Source organism: Aeromicrobium alkaliterrae (assembly GCF_039529015.1).
In the GTDB taxonomy this organism is placed as follows: domain Bacteria; phylum Actinomycetota; class Actinomycetes; order Propionibacteriales; family Nocardioidaceae; genus Aeromicrobium; species Aeromicrobium alkaliterrae.
Map to the genome: position 1 here is coordinate 297280 of NZ_BAAAME010000002.1, position 14812 is coordinate 312091.

Below are 14812 nucleotides of genomic sequence, written 5' to 3' on the forward strand. Positions count from 1 at the left end.
CGGTAACCCACGGGGTACCGGCCTCGTTGTGATGGCGGGGGAGGACGGGATCGGTGGTGCGTGGCCACGTTGCAGCAGGTCGCCCTGTGGATCAGGCGCGGCACCTGGTCGGTGCTCGCCGTCGGCGTCGTCCTGGCCCTCGCCCTGCTGATGTTCGACGCGGGACGCCACACCGGCGGTGACCGCGAGCTGACGGTCACGCCGACCGTGCGCCCCGACCTCGTCGCCCGCGCCGTGGCCGACGTCGAGGCCCAGGGCATGAGCTGCACCGCCACGCCCACGCTGACGTCCAGCATCGTCTTCGAGTGGCTCGACGGGACCGTCGGCGTCGTGACGTTCGACGAGGCCCTCAGCGGTGCTCGCGCCGGCACGGGCTGGGTGCGCTGGTACTGCGACGCCCCGGTGCGGTAGGCGCGACCTAGGATCGTGGCGTGCCCCGACGCCGACCCCCGCGCCCGTCAGGGCGCCCGCTCGTCGCGAACCAGAGTGTCGAGGTGCGGGCCGGGCGCGAGTGGCACGTCCGCCGTCTGTCCGGGGCGACCTCCGGCAAGCCGTACACGTGTCCCGGCTGCCACCGGCCGATCCCGGTCGGGACCGGCCACGTCGTGGCGTGGCCCGTCGAGGCGGCCCTGCTGAGCTCGTCCGCGCTCGACGAGCGCCGGCACTGGCACACCGCCTGCTGGCAGCGCGCCTGACGCGTCAGGACCGCTCGGCCTCCGGGCGGTCGGTCTCGGGATCGGCCGTCTCGCTGAGGTCGATGACCTGGGTGGCCTCGCCGGCGTCCTGGTCGTCGGCCGTCTCCTCGACGTCCTCCTCGGCCGGCTCGGACTCCGCCTCGGCGGCGGGCTCAGCCGGAGCGGAGGCCGGCTCGGCCGGAGCGGCGGTGGGGGCGAACGTCGCGACGATGTCGCGCAGCTGACCCATCTGCGACACGATGCCGTCGCGCTTGCGCTCGAGGTCGGCGACCTCCAGGCGCAGGGCCCGCGTGTGACGCTCGACCTCGGTCGTGGTCGTCACGCGGACGTTCTCGGCCTCGGCCGTGGCCTGGGCGACGATGTTCGCCGCCTCGGCCCGGGCGTTCTCGATGAGCTGGGCGTTCTCCGTGCTGGCGTCGTCGCGCGACTTGGCCGCGTTCGCGAGCACCTCGCGCGAGCGGTCGTCGGCGGCCTGGGCGCGCGCCTCCGCGTCCGCGACGAGCTTGGACGTCTTCGCGACGGCGTTCTCGTGGTTCTCGGACGCCTCGCGGGCGAGCCGCTCCTTCTCGACGGCCAGGACGCGGCGCGCCTCGCTGACCTCGCGGTCGGCGCCGGCGCGGGCCTGCTCGACCTCGCGGGTCGCGGTCAGGCGCATCGACTCGGCGTCCTGCTCCGCAGCGACCTTGAGCCGCTCGGCCTCGCGCTCGGCCTGGTCGCGCAGGTCGGCGGCGTACGCCTGGGCCTCCGCGTTCTTGGTCTCGGCCTCGTCCAGGAGCGCCTTGCGCTTGGCCTCGAGCTCGCTGATCGTGCGCGAGCGCAGCTCCTCGGTCTCCTGCTTGGCCGCGGCGACCATCAGGGTCGCGTCCTCGCGGGCCTTCGTGAGGGTCTCGTCGGCCTCGCGGCGCGCCTTGGCGCGGACTTCCTCGGCCTCGGTCTCGGCCAGGCCCAGGAGCTGGGCGGCGTGGTTGCCGAGACCGGTGTACGTGGGGCGCTCGACGGCCTCGACGCGGTCCTTCAGCTGCTCGACCTGCTGGGTGAGGTCGGCGTTCTTGCGGTTCGCCTCCTGCACGGCCTTGGCGGCCTTGGAGAGCTCGGCCGACTGGGAGCGGACCCACGCGTCGACCGCGTCCGGGTCGTAACCGCCGCGACGGGCCGGCGGGAAGGACGCCGACGAGGCGGACTTGCTGGCATCGAAGATCGACAATCCGGACTGATCCGACATGGAATTCCTCAGGAGCGAAGTGACGGGCGGGCGGGCACGGCCCACTGTACCGACGCCGAAGGGCGTGGCCCATGGCCACGCCCTTCGGGTCCTGCTGTGCGGGTGCTGCGTCGCTCAGATGCCTCGGAACCGGTTGATCGCGTCGAGGTGCTGCTCACGCTTCTCGGGGTTGCGGACGCCGAGTCCCTCCTCGGGCGCGAGGGCGAGGACGCCCACCTTGCCCTGGTGCAGGTTGTGGTGGACGTCCAGCGAGGCCTGGCCCACGTCCTCGAGCTTGTACGTGCGCGAGAGCGTCGGGTGGATCTTGCCCTGGTCGATCAGGCGGTTGGCCTCGAACGCCTCGCGGTAGTTCGCGAAGTGGCTCGAGACGATGCGCTTGAGGTTCATCCAGAGGTAGCGGTTGTCGTACTCGTGCATGAAGCCCGTGGTCGACGCGCAGGTCGTGATGGTGCCGCCCTTGCGGGTGACGTAGACCGAGGCGCCGAAGGTCTCGCGGCCCGGGTGCTCGAAGACGATGTCGATGTCCTCGCCGCCCGTGAGCTCACGGATCTTCTTGCCGAGGCGCTGCCACTCCTTCGGGTTCTGCTTCGTGCCGTCCTCGCCCCAGAACTTCCAGTTCTCCTCGGAGCGGTTGATGACGTGCTCGGCCCCCATGCTGCGGACGATCTTGGCCTTCTCCTCGTTGGAGACGACACAGATCGGGTTGGCGCCGCCGTTGAGGGCGTACTGCGTCGCGAAGCCGCCCAGGCCGCCCGAGGCGCCCCAGATCAGGACGTTGTCGCCCTGCTTCATGTTGCCGCCGTTCTTGGAGACGAGCTGGCGGTAGGCCGTCGCGTTGACGAGGCCCGGCGAGGCCGCCTCCTCCCACGTGAGGTGGTCGGGCTTGGGCAGCAGCTGGTTCGACTTCACCAGAGCGATGTGCGCGAGGCCGCCGAAGTTGGTCTCGAAGCCCCAGATGCGCTGCTCCGGATCCATCATCGTGTCGTCGTGGCCGTCGGGCGCCTCGAGCTCGACCGAGAGACAGTGCGCGACGACCTCGGCGCCGGGCTGCCACTTCGTGACGCCGGGGCCGGTCTTGAGCACGACGCCCGCGAGGTCGGAGCCGACCACGTGGTACGGCAGGTCGTGGCGCTTGGTCAGCGGCGAGAGGCGGCCGTAGCGCTCCAGGAAGCCGAACGTCGAGACGGGCTCGAAGATCGAGGTCCAGACGGTGTTGTAGTTGATCGCGCTGGCCATGACGGCCACGAACGCCTCACCCGGACCGAGCTCGGGCAGGGCCACGTCCTCGACGTGGATCGACTGGCGCGGGTCCTTGTCGCGGCTGGCGACACCCTCGAACATGTCGACCTCGTCCTTGTGGACGGTCGCAGCGAGGTAGTGGTCGGGGATGTCCAGGTTCGCGAAGTCCCCACCGGCGGTGTCGCCGGCCAGGATCGCGTCGAGGATGTGCTGCACGAAGAGCCTCCAAGGGTCGTCTCAGGTCGCGGCGATGTTACCCGCGGGAAACATGGCGCGCCACGGAAGAAGGTGTGACGCGGGTCTCGTACGGTCAGTGGTGACCGTTGGTGGCCGGCTCGACGAGCTCGACCAGGACGCCGCCGGCGTCCTTCGGGTGCACGAAGTTGACACGGCTGCCGCCGGTGCCCTTCTTCGGCGCGTCGTACAGCAGGCGCACGCCACGGTCGCGCAGCGTGGCGGCGACCGCCTCGACGTCGACGACGCGGTAGGCGAGCTGCTGGATGCCCTGGCCGTTCTTGTCGAGGAACTTGGCGATCGTGCTCTCGGGGCTCAGCGGCGCGAGGAGCTGGATGCAGGAGCCGGAGTCGCCGACGGCCAGCATCGCCTCGCGCACCCCCTGCTCCTCGTTGGTCTCCTCGTGCACGGACTCGAGCCCGAACGTCGAGGAGTAGAACGCGATGGCGGCGTCGAGATCGGGGACGGCGATGCCGACGTGGTCGATGGCCACCAGGAGGTGCTCGGGCACGAGGGGAGCGGAGTCAGTCGCAGACATGGGGGCAGCGTAGAGCAGGTCGTCCCCGGCGACCGGCCGGGTCAGCCGAAGATCCTGATCGCCGCGAACGCCAGCAGCACGACCACGATCGGACTGCCGATCAGGACCACCAGGCCTCCGGGCGAGAAGGGCTCGAGGTCAGCGCCGGTGCGCGGGTCGCGGACGCGGGTCGATCGGCGCCAGACACTGATGCCGCCCGGGACGCCGATCGCCAGACCGAGGGCCAGCCACAGCCAGCCCGACTGGCCCCAGTAGGACTCGCCGAGCAGCACGGCGAGACCGCCCTGGGCGACGAGCCATCCGGCCAGTCCGGATCCGACGAGGCTCACGGCGGTGAACCACTTGGGGTCCGGTCGGTGCTCGGCCGTCAGGCTCGCGGCGTACTGACGAGGCGATCCGAACGCGTCGACCGGGTCCTCACCGGTCTCGGCGACGTGGCTCTCGACCTCGGCGACGATCTCGCCGATGCGGTCGCCGGGGACGTCCTTGAGGCGCAGGGCCAGGATGAGGCGCTGCTGGTAGTCGCTGCGGGTGTCGTCGGTGGTCATGTCGTGCTCCTCTCGGTGGGGAGCAGGCCGGTCGCCCGCTCGGTGAAGGTGCGCCAGGCGGCGGTCCGGGCCGCCAGGTGCTCGCGGCCCCGGGGCGTGACGGTGAAGAACTTGCGGCCGGGCCCGCCCACGCCCTCGCGCCAGGACGAGGTCAGGAGCTCGGCGTCCTCCAGCCGGTTCAGGACCGGGTAGAGGGTGCCGCCCTTGACCGTGCCGAGGCCGGCGGCCTGGAGTCGTTGGGCCACGACGTAGCCGTACGTCTCGCCCTCGGCGACGATCGCGAGGACGATCAGCGACAGCACGGCTCGCAGCCACTCGGTCGGCGTCTCGTCGGTGTCCATGACTAGATCGTATGCGTGACTAGTCAGATACGCAAACTAGTCAGACCTGATGGCCGAACGTGATCCGGCCCACGCCCGTGCCGGCCGGACGTTACCTCTGGGTAAAGTGACGAGCACCGTCTCCCAGCACTGCTTCTCAGCACCGCACCACCGGGGGACTGCCTTCTAAGGAGCTCCTCTCATGACCCAGACCGTGATCGTCGCGGGGGCCCGCACCCCGATCGGCCGCCTCCTCGGCGGACTCAAGACCCTGTCCGGCTCCGACCTCGGTGGCGTCGCCATCAAGGGCGCCCTGGAGAAGGCCGGCATCACCGGCGACCAGGTCGACTACGTGATCATGGGCCAGGTCCTCGGAGCAGGCGCCGGCCAGGTGCCCGCCCGTCAGGCGGCCGACAAGGGCGGCATCCCGCTCGGCGTGCCCGCGCTCACCATCAACAAGGTCTGCCTCTCGGGCATCCACGCCATCACGCTCGCCGACGCGCTGATCCAGTCGGGTCAGTACGACGTCATCGTGGCGGGCGGCCAGGAGTCGATGACGCAGGCGCCGCACATCCTCACCGGCTCGCGCGAGGGCTTCAAGTACGGCAAGACCACGATGCTCGACCACATGGAGTACGACGGCCTGTGGGACGCCATCACGAACCAGGCCATGGGCTCGCTCACCGAGCAGCGCAACGTCGACGTCGAGACCTTCACGCGTGAGGAGCAGGACGCGTTCGGCGCCCGCTCGCACCAGCTCGCCGCGACCGCGCAGAAGAACGGCGTGTTCGACGACGAGATCGTCCCGGTCGAGATCCCGCAGCGCAAGGGCGACCCGGTCGTCGTCAGCGCCGACGAGGGCGTCCGTGGCGACACGACCGCCGAGTCGCTCGGCAAGCTGCGCCCGGCGTTCTCCAAGGAGGGCACCATCACGGCCGGCACCGCCAGCCAGATCTCCGACGGTGCTTGCGCCGTCGTGGTGATGAGCAAGGCGAAGGCCGAGGAGCTCGGCCTGCCGATCCTGGCCGAGATCGTCGCGCACGGAAACGTCGCCGGCCCGGACTCGAGCCTGCAGGACCAGCCCGCCAACGCGATCACCGCGGCCCTGGCGAAGACCGACCTGTCGGCGTCCGACCTCGACCTCGTCGAGCTCAACGAGGCGTTCGCGGCCGTCGGCCTGGCCTCGACCAAGAAGCTCGGCATCTCCGAGGACATCGTCAACGTCAACGGCGGCGCCATCTCGCTGGGTCACCCGATCGGCATGAGCGGCGCGCGCGTCGTGCTGCACCTCGCGCTGGAGCTCCAGCGTCGCGGCGGCGGCGTCGGTGCGGCGGCGCTGTGTGGTGGCGGCGGTCAGGGCGACGCCCTGGTCATCCGCGTCCCGCAGGCCTGACCCGGGTCCGACGGCGCGCTGACGAGGGACATCGGCATGCGCCGAGGTGACGACGTCGCCGACCTCGTCGAGACGGCACGAGGCGACGGTCCGGGCAAGGCCCGGGCCGTCGCCCGTCTCATCTCGCTGGTCGAGCGCGACTCGCCCGCCCTGCGGGAGGTCGCGCAGGCACTGGTGCCGCACGCTGGCAGCGCGCACGTCGTCGGCCTGACCGGATCGCCGGGCGTCGGCAAGTCCACCTCGACGTCGGCGCTCGTGAGCGCCCTGCGAGCTGCAGGGCGCACCGTCGGGGTCCTCGCGGTCGACCCGTCCTCTCCGTTCAGCGGCGGGGCGCTCCTGGGCGACCGCATCCGGATGTCGGACCACGCGACCGATCCGGGCGTCATGATCCGCTCGATGGCCAGCCGGGGTCACCTCGGCGGCCTGGCCGGAGCCGCACCCCAGGCGCTGCGGGTGCTGGACGCTGCCGGCTGCGAGGTCGTGCTGGTCGAGACCGTCGGCGTCGGCCAGTCCGAGGTCGAGATCGCGGGACTCGCCGACACCAGCCTCGTGCTGCTGGCGCCCGGCATGGGTGACGGCATCCAGGCCGCCAAGGCCGGGATCCTCGAGATCGGCGACGTGTTCTGCATCAACAAGGCCGACCGCGACGGTGCCACGACGACGCGGCGCGAGCTGCGCGGCATGCTCTCGCTGACCGAGCGCCCCGACGGTGCCTGGAAGCCGCCGATCGCCCTGACCGTCGCGACCGAGGGCGAGGGGATCGACGAGCTGTTGGGGCACATCGACGACCACCGGGCGCACCTGGAGTCCTCGGGCGAGGGACGACGCCGCCGCCTGGCGCGGGCACGGCGCGAGATCGAGGCGATCGCCCTGGGCCAGGTCAGCCGGCGGTTCGGCCACCTCTCGGGCGATGCCCGGCTCGACGGCCTCGCCGCCGACGTCCTCGGCGGCTCGACCGACCCGTACAGCGCGGCCGACGTCGTCCTCGACCAGATCTGACGCCGCTCGTGCGGGCATCCGGCGGTACCGGACAAGCGGGCATGGACCACCCCGCGGGGGCCGGGACCGGAGATGATGCATTCGGGCTGCCCGGGGTGCCGAAAGGCATCGTTCCCGGTCCGGCGGGTCACGGGGATGATGCGTTGCGGCTGCAGGGAGTACCCAAATGCATCATCTGCGGTCCCCGCAGGTGGCCTCGAGCCGGAACCGACCGCTTCTGGTCCATGCCGCGTGTCACCCGCCGACCACGGCGGTCAGGTGCGGCGAAGGACGAGGAGCCTCGAAGGGCATGCCGTTCGGCGCGCCTCCGCCCGTTGGTGCTGGTGATGGCCTAGAAATGATCCCGTGGTGAAGAAGGCACTGGCGCTGCTCGTGATCGGGTTTGCCGTCTACTACCTGCTGACCGCGCCGACCCAAGCGGCCGACGCGGTCGACGGTGCGTTCACGGCCGTCATCGACGCCTTCGGCAACGTCGGGGTCTTCGTGCAGGAGCTCTTCGGGTAGCGGGCCTGCCATGATCCGTGCGCTGGCCGAGCGCATCCCCGAGCAGCAGGTCGATCGCCACCTGCTGCACGACGAGGGCGAGCACGTCGTCGACCTCGTGCGCCACCACGGGATCGTCTACGCCCTCCCGAGCACCGAGCTCGTGGGCGTCGGAGCCCTGTGGCTCCTGGCGCTGTTCGGCCCCATCTCGTGGGGTTGGGTGTTCCTGCTGCTGTCGTTCGGCCTGCTCGGGCACGCGGTCTTCGTGACGGCCCGCGAGCGCCGCGACGTCTTCGTCATCACCAACATGCGCGTCTTCCGCGCCTCGGGCGTGTTCAACGTCAAGATCGCGACGATGCCGATCACCCGCATCCTCGACATCACGGTCGACAAGCCCCTGCTCGGGCGCCTGCTCGGATACGGCCACTTCATCTTCGAGTCGGCCGCCCAGGCGCAGGGCCTGCGGGACATCCGGTTCATCGGCGACCCGGACGGTCGGGACCTCACGATCCAGCGGGTCGTGCAGCGCGCGGGCCTGCGAGGACCGCGCGGGGGAGTGCCGCCACACCACCTTCCCTAGGATGGGGGCATGAGCTTTTCGCGTCCGGGAGCACTCGACCTGTCCGCCCTCGCCCGACCCGCGGCTCCGGCCGCCGCTGCCGGTGGTTCGGGGGGTGGCACCTGGGTCGTCGATGCGACCGAGGCCGACTTCCAGCAGGTCGCCCTCGAGGCGTCGCTGAAGCACCTGGTGGTGCTGAGCCTGTGGTCGCCCCGCGCTCCGCAGAGTGCCGAGTTCAACGCGCGCCTCGCCGCGGCGGCCGATGCCTACGACGGCCAGCTGCTGCTGGTCCAGGTCGACGTCGACGCCAACCCCGGCATCGGCCAGGCGCTGCAGGCCCAGTCCGTCCCGCTCGTCGTGGGCCTGGTGTCCGGCCAGCCGGTCCCGCTGTTCCAGAGCGCCGTGCCGGACGAGCAGATCCGCGGCTACTTCGACGAGCTGATCCGGCTCGGCGCCGAGCACGGGGTCACGGGACGTGCGCCCGCCCCGGGCGGCGCGGCCGACGCCGTGGAGGAGCCGGTCGACGACCCGCGCTTCGCCGAGGCGGACGCCGCGTTCGCGGCCGGAGACCTGCCGGGCGCCGTCGCCGCCTACGAGAAGCTCGCGGCCCAGAACCCGGGCGACGCCGAGGTGGCCGAGCGCCTCGCCGGTGTCCAGCTCATGGAGCGCACCCAGGGCGCCGACCTCCAGCAGGCCCGCGCCGCGGCGGCCGACGCGCCCGACGACGTCGACGCACAGCTGCTCGTCGCCGACCTGGACGTCAGCGGCGGTCACGTCGAGGACGCCTTCGACCGTCTGATCCAGCTCGTCCGCCGCACGGCCGACGACGACCGCGACCGGGTCCGGGCGCGGCTCCTCGACCTGTTCGTGGTCGTGGGCTCGGACGACCCGCGCGTCGCGACGGCGCGCCGCCTGCTGGCGACCGCGCTGTTCTGACCCGCGCGTCGCCCGCGCGAACCACCCGGCGCGGGTAGGGTCGGCGGCGCGGTGCGCGAGGGCGCCCGTCGTCAGGGAGAGGCGGGTGCAGCGTGGGGCGCACGATCGGGGCCTGGGCGCTGACCGTGCTCGGCGTCCTCGTGGCGCTCGCCGGTGCCGGCCTCATGGTCCTGCTCGGCCCGGACGGTCGGATCACGACCGGACCCCACGCGATCGAGACCGACAGCGCGGCGGTCGTGACGGCTCCGGGCGTCATCGACTGGGTCGGTCTGCAGGTCGACGTCCTGGTCGAGGTGCCGATCGGCAAACCGGTCTTCGTCGGCGTGGGCAACACCGTCGACGTCGAGAACTACCTGAGCTCCGCTGCGCGCGTCGAGATCACGTCCTACAGCGCCCCCTGGGACGTCGAGACGCGTGACGTCGGCGGAGAGCCCAACGTCCCGTCGGCCCCCACGGCCCTCGACTGGTGGATCGTCTCGCAGGCCGGCCTCGGCGGTGCCGACATCAGCCTCACCCTGCCCGACGAGCCCGTCTCGGTCGCGGTCGTCGCGGTCGGCTCGACCAACCTCTCGGGGCTGGAGGTCACGACGGCCTACGGCATCCGCGGCGGGTTCGGCCGCGGTGCCGGCCTCGCGCTGCTCGGGATCGGCTTCGCGTGGTTCGGGGTGCTGCTCCGGCGTCGTCACGTCTGGCGCAGCCGGGCGGCGGACGACGACGGGGTCGATCGCGATTTCGAAGGCGAGGTCGAGGTGGAGGAGGTCGAGGTGTTCCTCTACGTCGACGAGCACGGGGTCGAGCACGAGATCGACCCGGACGAGCTCGACGGCTTCGAGGTGGTCGAGGAGGCCGACCTGGAACCCGAGCCGGAACCCACGCCCGAGCCGGAACCCACGCCCGAGCCGGAACCCACGCCCGAGCCGGAACCGGAGCCCGCGCCGGAGACCGAACCCGTCGTCTACGTGTGGGTCGACGACGACGGTGTGGAGCACGAGGTGACCGAGGACGAGCTGCACGAGTTCGAGGTCGTCGACGACGAGGACGGGAAGGACCCGCGATGACCAGGGCCGTCCGCCTCGCGCTGGCCGTCGCGACGTGCCTCGCCCTGCTGGCGTGCGCCGTCCCCCACCAGCAGGGCGACACCGCCGTCACGAAGCTCGCGATCGAGGAGGGCGACGTCGACGCGGTCTACGCCCGGTACCGCGAGGTGTACGAGGCCGCGGTCGACATCGGGAGCGCGCAGCCGCTGTCGGTCGTGGAGAGTGGCTCCGTCCTGGCCATCGACACCGCGGCGTTCCAGGTCGAGGGCGGCGTCACGTCCACGGTCCTGCGCGCCGAGCAGGTCGCGATCCCGCGGTTCGGGTCGTACCCGCTGTGGTTCGTCGCGGTCGCGGGGTCCGGCAGCGACGAGCGCCGGGTGCAGGTCTTCGCCCGCGGCAGCGCCGTCGACCCCTGGACGCTGTCCGAGAGCCCGGCGATCGTCGCCGAGGCCTCGTTGCCCGAGCTGCGCGTCACCGACGACGCCAGCGCCGTGGCGGTGGCCCCTGACGACGACCGAGGGATGCCCTTCTCGCCCCAGGCCGCCGTCGACGCCTACGTCGCGGCCCTCGGGTCGTTGCCGGAGTCGCCGTCCGACGTCGTGGCGGCCGACGACCCCTTCCGCCAGCAGATGGTCGAGTCGTACCAGCAGAGCGCCGAGCTGCCGGACGTGCAGTTCTCGCAGTCCTGGACCGCCGAGCCCGTGCAGTACGTGCTGCGCACCGCGGACGGGGGAGCACTCGTCTTCGCGACGCTCCACCGGGCCGACGCCTTCCAGGTGACCCAGGGACGCACCGTCGCCTACGCGGCCGGGACGGTCCAGAACGCCCTCGCGCCCGAGGGGATCGTGGGCAGCGGGGTCGTCCGGTTCGACCACCAGGTGCTGCTCGTCGTGCCGCCGGGATCCGGCGAGGTGCGCGCGATCGGCCAGTTCGGCGGAGTCGTCGCGGTCGAGAGCAGCTAGTCGGGGGCGGGGGCGCTCTCGCGGTAGGTCGGGGTTCCGGCGGCGACGGCGTCGAGGACCTGGGCGGCAGCCGCGGTGGCCCGCTCGTGGACCGTCGCGGGATCGCACCAGTGGACGGCGGCGATCTCGGTCGGCTGCAGGGTCATCGTCGCGGTGATCGACGCGTCGGCGGTGCCGAGGTCGAACAGGAAGATGCACGCGTCGTCCCAGCCCCGCCAGGCCGGGAGCCAGCTGACGGTGACGAGGTCGCCGACCGTGACGTCCAGGCCGAGCTCCTCGCGCAGCTCGCGGGCCAGGCCGACCGCGGGGGACTCACCGACCTCGATGACCCCGCCGGGCAGGTCCCACTCCTGCTTGTACGTCAGCTCGCACAGCAGGACCCGGCCCGCCTCGTCGCGCCACAGCCCCTGGGCGATGACGCGCTTGGTCGGCAGACCCGCGTTGAGGATCGCGATGAACCCGTCGCGGCTGCGGGCCGGGGGATCGCTCGCGAGCCGGGCCATCAGGACGCGGTCCTGCTCGCCTGGCGCGCTGCGCAGCACGCCCTCCTTGCGCAGCCCGCAGATCGACGCGGCGCGCACGTCGGCCGTGCGATCGACCGGGATGCGGGCCTCGACACGCCCGGCCCCGAGCTCGCCCAGGACGTGGTCCGCGGCGAGGCCGACGGCGTGGATCGCCCAGCGGACGGCGTGCTCGCCCGTGCCGACGTTCCAGCGGATCGACCAGGTCGAGCGCGACTCCTGGCGCAGCGCGACCGATCCGACCCGCTCGTCGTCGACCCACACGCTGTAGCCGTCGAACCCGGACTGGGAGCGCTCGGGGCGCAGCGTGACGGTGTCGTCGGCGATCTCCGGTGCGTCCATGCCTGCCTCTCGTCCGGCCACGGGTCGGGCCCCGACCACCGTACGCGGTCGCGCAGGCGCGCCCCTATGCTCGGCGACATCGATGAGACCGGCCACCAGGGCCGCGACCCGATCGGCGGCCGGGGGCCGCGGGCGAGGAGGCAGACGTGGCAGAGTTCGTGCGGCTCGAGGTGGCGGACGGCGTGGGGACGATCCGTCTGGACCGACCCAAGATGAACGCCCTGGACGCTCAGGTGCAGCGTGAGCTGATCGAGGTCGCCCGTGAGGCCGACGAGCGCGACGACGTCGCAGCGGTCGTGGTCTACGGCGGCGAGCGGGTCTTCGCGGCCGGCGCGGACGTCAAGCAGATGGCCGACATGTCGTACCAGGAGATGGTGCGCCACGCGCACCTCCTGCAGGACTTCACGCGTGCCCTCGCGGCGATCGGCAAGCCGACCGTCGCGGCGATCACCGGCTTCGCCCTCGGTGGCGGCTGCGAGGTCGCCCTGGCGACCGATGTCCGCTTCGCCGCCGACAACGCCAAGCTCGGCCAGCCCGAGATCCTGCTGGGCATCATCCCCGGCGCCGGCGGCACGCAGAGGCTCGCCCGCCTCGTCGGCCCGAGCACCGCGAAGGACCTGATCTTCTCGGGTCGCTTCGTCGACGCCGAGGAGGCGCTGCGCATCGGCCTGGTCGATCGTGTCGTCCCCGCCGCGGACGTGCTGACCGAGGCCGTGGCGTGGGCCGCGCAGTTCGTCGGGGGTCCGGCGCTCGCGCTGCGCGCGGCGAAGTCGGCCGTCGACCGCGGGCTCGAGGTCGACCTGCAGTCGGGCCTCGAGATCGAGCGTGTGGAGTTCACCGGACTGTTCGCGAGCGAGGACGCCCGAGCCGGGATGTCCTCCTTCGTCGAGAACGGTCCCGGCCAGGCGACCTTCACCGGTCGCTGAGCCGCCCCCAGGACCTCGGACACCGGGGTCTCGAATAGCCGTGGACTCAAGGGTCACGTGAGGCATACTGATGCGGACGTGCCCTCGCGGGCCCCGCAAGGAAAGGGAGTCATGAGCGACTCAGACGAGAAGCCGACCGCCGGTAGTGCTCCGGCCGACCCCTTGCGGGTGGCCGCGGACATGATCGGCGACTCCGGTGACGACGCCTCGACTCCGTCGGCGTCGAGCTCCGGCCGACCGCTCTCGGCGCGTGAGCGTCGTGCCGCCGCCAAGGCAGCCCGCCTCGACGCTGCCAAGCGCCGCCGGGACGAGCGCACGTCGCGCAAGGGCGGCTCCGAGGAGCCGGCCGAGGTCGATGAGCCCGCCGACGAGCTGGACGACGAGCCGAAGCCGGCCGAGCCGCAGACCCTCGCGCAGAAGCTCGAGGCGGCTCGCCAGGCTGCCGCCGAGCGCAGTGCCGCCGAACCGGCCCCCGAGGACGCGACCCGCGAGCTGAGCCGCGACGAGATCGCCGAGGAGATCCAGCGCGGTCAGGAGCCCGAGGCCCGCGCCGCCGCCGAGCCCGAGGCGCCCGCCGACGAGCCCAAGGAGTCGGTCTTCGGCCGCCTCTGGAACGCCGCCACGGCCGGCGAGCTGGCCGGCGAGGAGCGCAAGCCCGCCGACGAGCCGAAGCCCGCCGACGAGCCGGTCCGCGAGCCCGAGCCGGTCGCCGAGGTCACCCCGGAGCCGACCCCGGAGTCCGAGCCGGTCGCCGAGGTCACCCCGGAGCCCGAGCCGACTCCCGAGCCGGAGCCGACTCCCGAGCCGGAGCCGGTGGCTGAGGTCACTCCCGAGCCGGAGCCGACTCCCGAGCCGGAGCCGACTCCCGAGCCGGAGCCGGTGGCTGAGGTCACTCCCGAGCCCGAGCCCACCCCCGAGCCCACGCCGGAGCCGGTGGCCGAGGTCATTCCCGAGCCCACCCCCGAGCCGGAGCCCGAGTCGTTCAGCGTGAGCTACGTCGACAGCCTGGCCGCGCGGGAGCCCGAGCCGACCCCGGAGCCCGAGCCCGTCGCCGAGGCGACGCCCGAGCCCGTCGCCGAGGCGACGCCCGAGCCGGAGCCCGTCGCGCCCGCGGCTGCACCGACCTCGACCTTCGCCGAGAAGCTGGCCGCCGCCAGCGCCGCGGCCCAGGGCCGCGTCGCCGCTGCCCGGGCCGAGGCCGCGCGTCTGATGGAGGAGGCGGCGCGCGAGCGGGCCGACCTCGAGGCTCGTCTCGAGGCCGACGAGACCCGTCAGCGCGAGGCTGCCGCCCAGAAGCTGCGTGCTGCCGAGGAGGCCGCCGAGGAGCGTGTTTCCGCGGCGCGTGCCGAGGCCGAGCGGGTCAACCGCGAGATCCAGAGCGAGCGTGCGGCCGCTGCGGCACGCATCGCCGAGCTCCAGCGCGAGTCCGACGAGCGTGTCGCCAAGGCCAAGGAGGACGCCGAGCGTGCGGCCGCTGCGCGCATCAGCGACGCCGAGGCCGAGGCGCGGCGCCTCGTGCAGGCCGCCGAGGACGAGGCCGCGCGCAACACCGAGAAGCGCATCGCCGAGGCCCAGGCCGAGGCCGCCCGCACGGCGCAGGAGCGGCTCCAGGCCGCCGAGACCGATGCCGAGCGTCGCATCTCGGCCGCCCAGGCCAAGGCCGACGAGGTCGCCGCCCAGGCCGCGCAGCAGCGTGAGACGGCGCGCGCCCAGCTCGCCACCGAGCGCGAGGAAGCCGATCGTCGCCTCGCCGAGGTGCAGGCCGAGGCCGATCGCATCGTCCGCGATGCCGAGGAGACGTCGGCCAACCACGTGGGCGCTGCTCGCGCCGAGGCCGAGAAGTACGCCCAGGAGGTCG

Annotated in this window: 16 protein-coding genes and 1 pseudogene; 11 read left to right on the top strand and 6 right to left on the bottom strand. The window is 72.6% G+C overall.

Annotated elements, in window-relative coordinates; translation table 11 throughout:
- The first annotated feature begins 60 nt into the window (after positions 1 to 60).
- Both ABD127_RS02500 and ABD127_RS02505 read left to right on the top strand, forming a co-directional pair.
- On the top strand, positions 61 to 411 hold the full coding sequence (locus ABD127_RS02500) for a hypothetical protein (RefSeq protein ID WP_344197370.1): 351 nt from the start codon (positions 61 to 63) through the stop codon (positions 409 to 411).
- 20 nt (positions 412 to 431) lie between these two features.
- Positions 432 to 695 carry a hypothetical protein gene (locus tag ABD127_RS02505; RefSeq protein ID WP_344197372.1) on the top strand — a complete coding sequence of 88 codons (264 nt, stop codon included), beginning with the start codon at positions 432 to 434 and terminating at the stop codon, positions 693 to 695.
- A gap of 4 nt (positions 696 to 699) precedes the next feature.
- On the opposite strand, the gene ABD127_RS02510 is transcribed toward ABD127_RS02505, so the two are convergent.
- From ABD127_RS02510 to ABD127_RS02530, 5 genes are all read right to left on the bottom strand, one after another.
- Complete coding sequence (locus ABD127_RS02510; protein WP_344197374.1) at positions 700 to 1917, bottom strand: DivIVA domain-containing protein; 1218 nt, start codon at positions 1915 to 1917, stop codon at positions 700 to 702.
- Positions 1918 to 2031: 114 nt separating this feature from the next.
- Complete coding sequence (ccrA, locus tag ABD127_RS02515; protein ID WP_344197376.1) at positions 2032 to 3372, bottom strand: crotonyl-CoA carboxylase/reductase; 1341 nt, start codon at positions 3370 to 3372, stop codon at positions 2032 to 2034.
- 94 nt (positions 3373 to 3466) lie between these two features.
- Positions 3467 to 3928 carry a methylmalonyl-CoA epimerase gene (gene mce / locus ABD127_RS02520; RefSeq protein ID WP_344197378.1) on the bottom strand — a complete coding sequence of 154 codons (462 nt, stop codon included), beginning with the start codon at positions 3926 to 3928 and terminating at the stop codon, positions 3467 to 3469.
- Between the two features lie 41 nt (positions 3929 to 3969).
- Positions 3970 to 4476: an HAAS signaling domain-containing protein gene (locus tag ABD127_RS02525; RefSeq protein ID WP_344197380.1), complete on the bottom strand. Its 507-nt coding sequence runs from the start codon at positions 4474 to 4476 to the stop codon at positions 3970 to 3972.
- On the bottom strand, positions 4473 to 4817 hold the full coding sequence (locus tag ABD127_RS02530) for a PadR family transcriptional regulator (RefSeq protein WP_344197382.1): 345 nt from the start codon (positions 4815 to 4817) through the stop codon (positions 4473 to 4475). The genes ABD127_RS02525 and ABD127_RS02530 overlap by 4 nt, the downstream gene beginning before the upstream one ends.
- 181 nt (positions 4818 to 4998) lie before the next feature.
- On the opposite strand from ABD127_RS02530, the gene ABD127_RS02535 reads away from it, so the two are divergent.
- From ABD127_RS02535 to ABD127_RS02565, 7 genes are all read left to right on the top strand, one after another.
- On the top strand, positions 4999 to 6189 hold the full coding sequence (locus ABD127_RS02535; RefSeq protein WP_344197384.1) for an acetyl-CoA C-acetyltransferase: 1191 nt from the start codon (positions 4999 to 5001) through the stop codon (positions 6187 to 6189).
- 36 nt (positions 6190 to 6225) lie between these two features.
- Complete coding sequence (gene meaB / locus ABD127_RS02540; RefSeq protein ID WP_344197386.1) at positions 6226 to 7188, top strand: methylmalonyl Co-A mutase-associated GTPase MeaB; 963 nt, start codon at positions 6226 to 6228, stop codon at positions 7186 to 7188.
- A gap of 345 nt (positions 7189 to 7533) precedes the next feature.
- The gene (locus ABD127_RS02545; RefSeq protein ID WP_344197388.1) at positions 7534 to 7692 is read left to right on the top strand and encodes a hypothetical protein; all 159 of its coding nucleotides are present in this window, start codon (positions 7534 to 7536) and stop codon (positions 7690 to 7692) included.
- Between the two features lie 10 nt (positions 7693 to 7702).
- Positions 7703 to 8251 (top strand): PH domain-containing protein, encoded by a 549-nt coding sequence (locus tag ABD127_RS02550; RefSeq protein WP_344197390.1) that lies wholly within the window; start codon positions 7703 to 7705, stop codon positions 8249 to 8251.
- 9 nt (positions 8252 to 8260) lie between these two features.
- Entirely contained in the window at positions 8261 to 9166 is a 906-nt protein-coding gene (locus ABD127_RS02555) for a tetratricopeptide repeat protein (protein WP_344197393.1), read from the top strand.
- Between the two features lie 92 nt (positions 9167 to 9258).
- Positions 9259 to 10224: a hypothetical protein gene (locus tag ABD127_RS02560; protein WP_344197394.1), complete on the top strand. Its 966-nt coding sequence runs from the start codon at positions 9259 to 9261 to the stop codon at positions 10222 to 10224.
- Positions 10221 to 11165, top strand: coding sequence for a DUF8094 domain-containing protein (locus ABD127_RS02565; protein ID WP_344197396.1), 945 nt, complete (start codon positions 10221 to 10223; stop codon positions 11163 to 11165). The genes ABD127_RS02560 and ABD127_RS02565 overlap by 4 nt, the downstream gene beginning before the upstream one ends.
- Here the strand turns inward: ABD127_RS02565 and ABD127_RS02570 are convergent.
- Positions 11162 to 12028 carry an NUDIX domain-containing protein gene (locus ABD127_RS02570; RefSeq protein WP_344197398.1) on the bottom strand — a complete coding sequence of 289 codons (867 nt, stop codon included), beginning with the start codon at positions 12026 to 12028 and terminating at the stop codon, positions 11162 to 11164. The genes ABD127_RS02565 and ABD127_RS02570 overlap by 4 nt on opposite strands.
- Positions 12029 to 12174: 146 nt before the next feature.
- Between ABD127_RS02570 and ABD127_RS02575 the strand changes: the two genes are divergently transcribed.
- Positions 12175 to 12954, top strand: a complete 780-nt coding sequence (locus ABD127_RS02575) for an enoyl-CoA hydratase/isomerase family protein (RefSeq protein WP_344197400.1) — start codon at positions 12175 to 12177, stop codon at positions 12952 to 12954.
- Between the two features lie 111 nt (positions 12955 to 13065).
- A pseudogene (locus ABD127_RS02580) lies at positions 13066 to 14812 on the top strand (hypothetical protein); the annotation flags it as partial.

What these genes read in the sequence shown, in the direction of transcription:
- ABD127_RS02530 (WP_344197382.1), bottom strand. Translation starts at nt 4,817, where the DNA reads ATGGACACCGACGAGACGCCGACCGAGTGGCTGCGAGCCGTGCTGTCG.
- ABD127_RS02525 (WP_344197380.1), bottom strand. Translation starts at nt 4,476, where the DNA reads ATGACCACCGACGACACCCGCAGCGACTACCAGCAGCGCCTCATCCTG.
- ABD127_RS02550 (WP_344197390.1), top strand. Translation starts at nt 7,703, where the DNA reads ATGATCCGTGCGCTGGCCGAGCGCATCCCCGAGCAGCAGGTCGATCGC.
- ABD127_RS02510 (WP_344197374.1), bottom strand. Translation starts at nt 1,917, where the DNA reads ATGTCGGATCAGTCCGGATTGTCGATCTTCGATGCCAGCAAGTCCGCC.
- ABD127_RS02565 (WP_344197396.1), top strand. Translation starts at nt 10,221, where the DNA reads ATGACCAGGGCCGTCCGCCTCGCGCTGGCCGTCGCGACGTGCCTCGCC.
- meaB (WP_344197386.1), top strand. Translation starts at nt 6,226, where the DNA reads ATGCGCCGAGGTGACGACGTCGCCGACCTCGTCGAGACGGCACGAGGC.
- ABD127_RS02535 (WP_344197384.1), top strand. Translation starts at nt 4,999, where the DNA reads ATGACCCAGACCGTGATCGTCGCGGGGGCCCGCACCCCGATCGGCCGC.
- ABD127_RS02570 (WP_344197398.1), bottom strand. Translation starts at nt 12,028, where the DNA reads ATGGACGCACCGGAGATCGCCGACGACACCGTCACGCTGCGCCCCGAG.
- ABD127_RS02555 (WP_344197393.1), top strand. Translation starts at nt 8,261, where the DNA reads ATGAGCTTTTCGCGTCCGGGAGCACTCGACCTGTCCGCCCTCGCCCGA.
- mce (WP_344197378.1), bottom strand. Translation starts at nt 3,928, where the DNA reads ATGTCTGCGACTGACTCCGCTCCCCTCGTGCCCGAGCACCTCCTGGTG.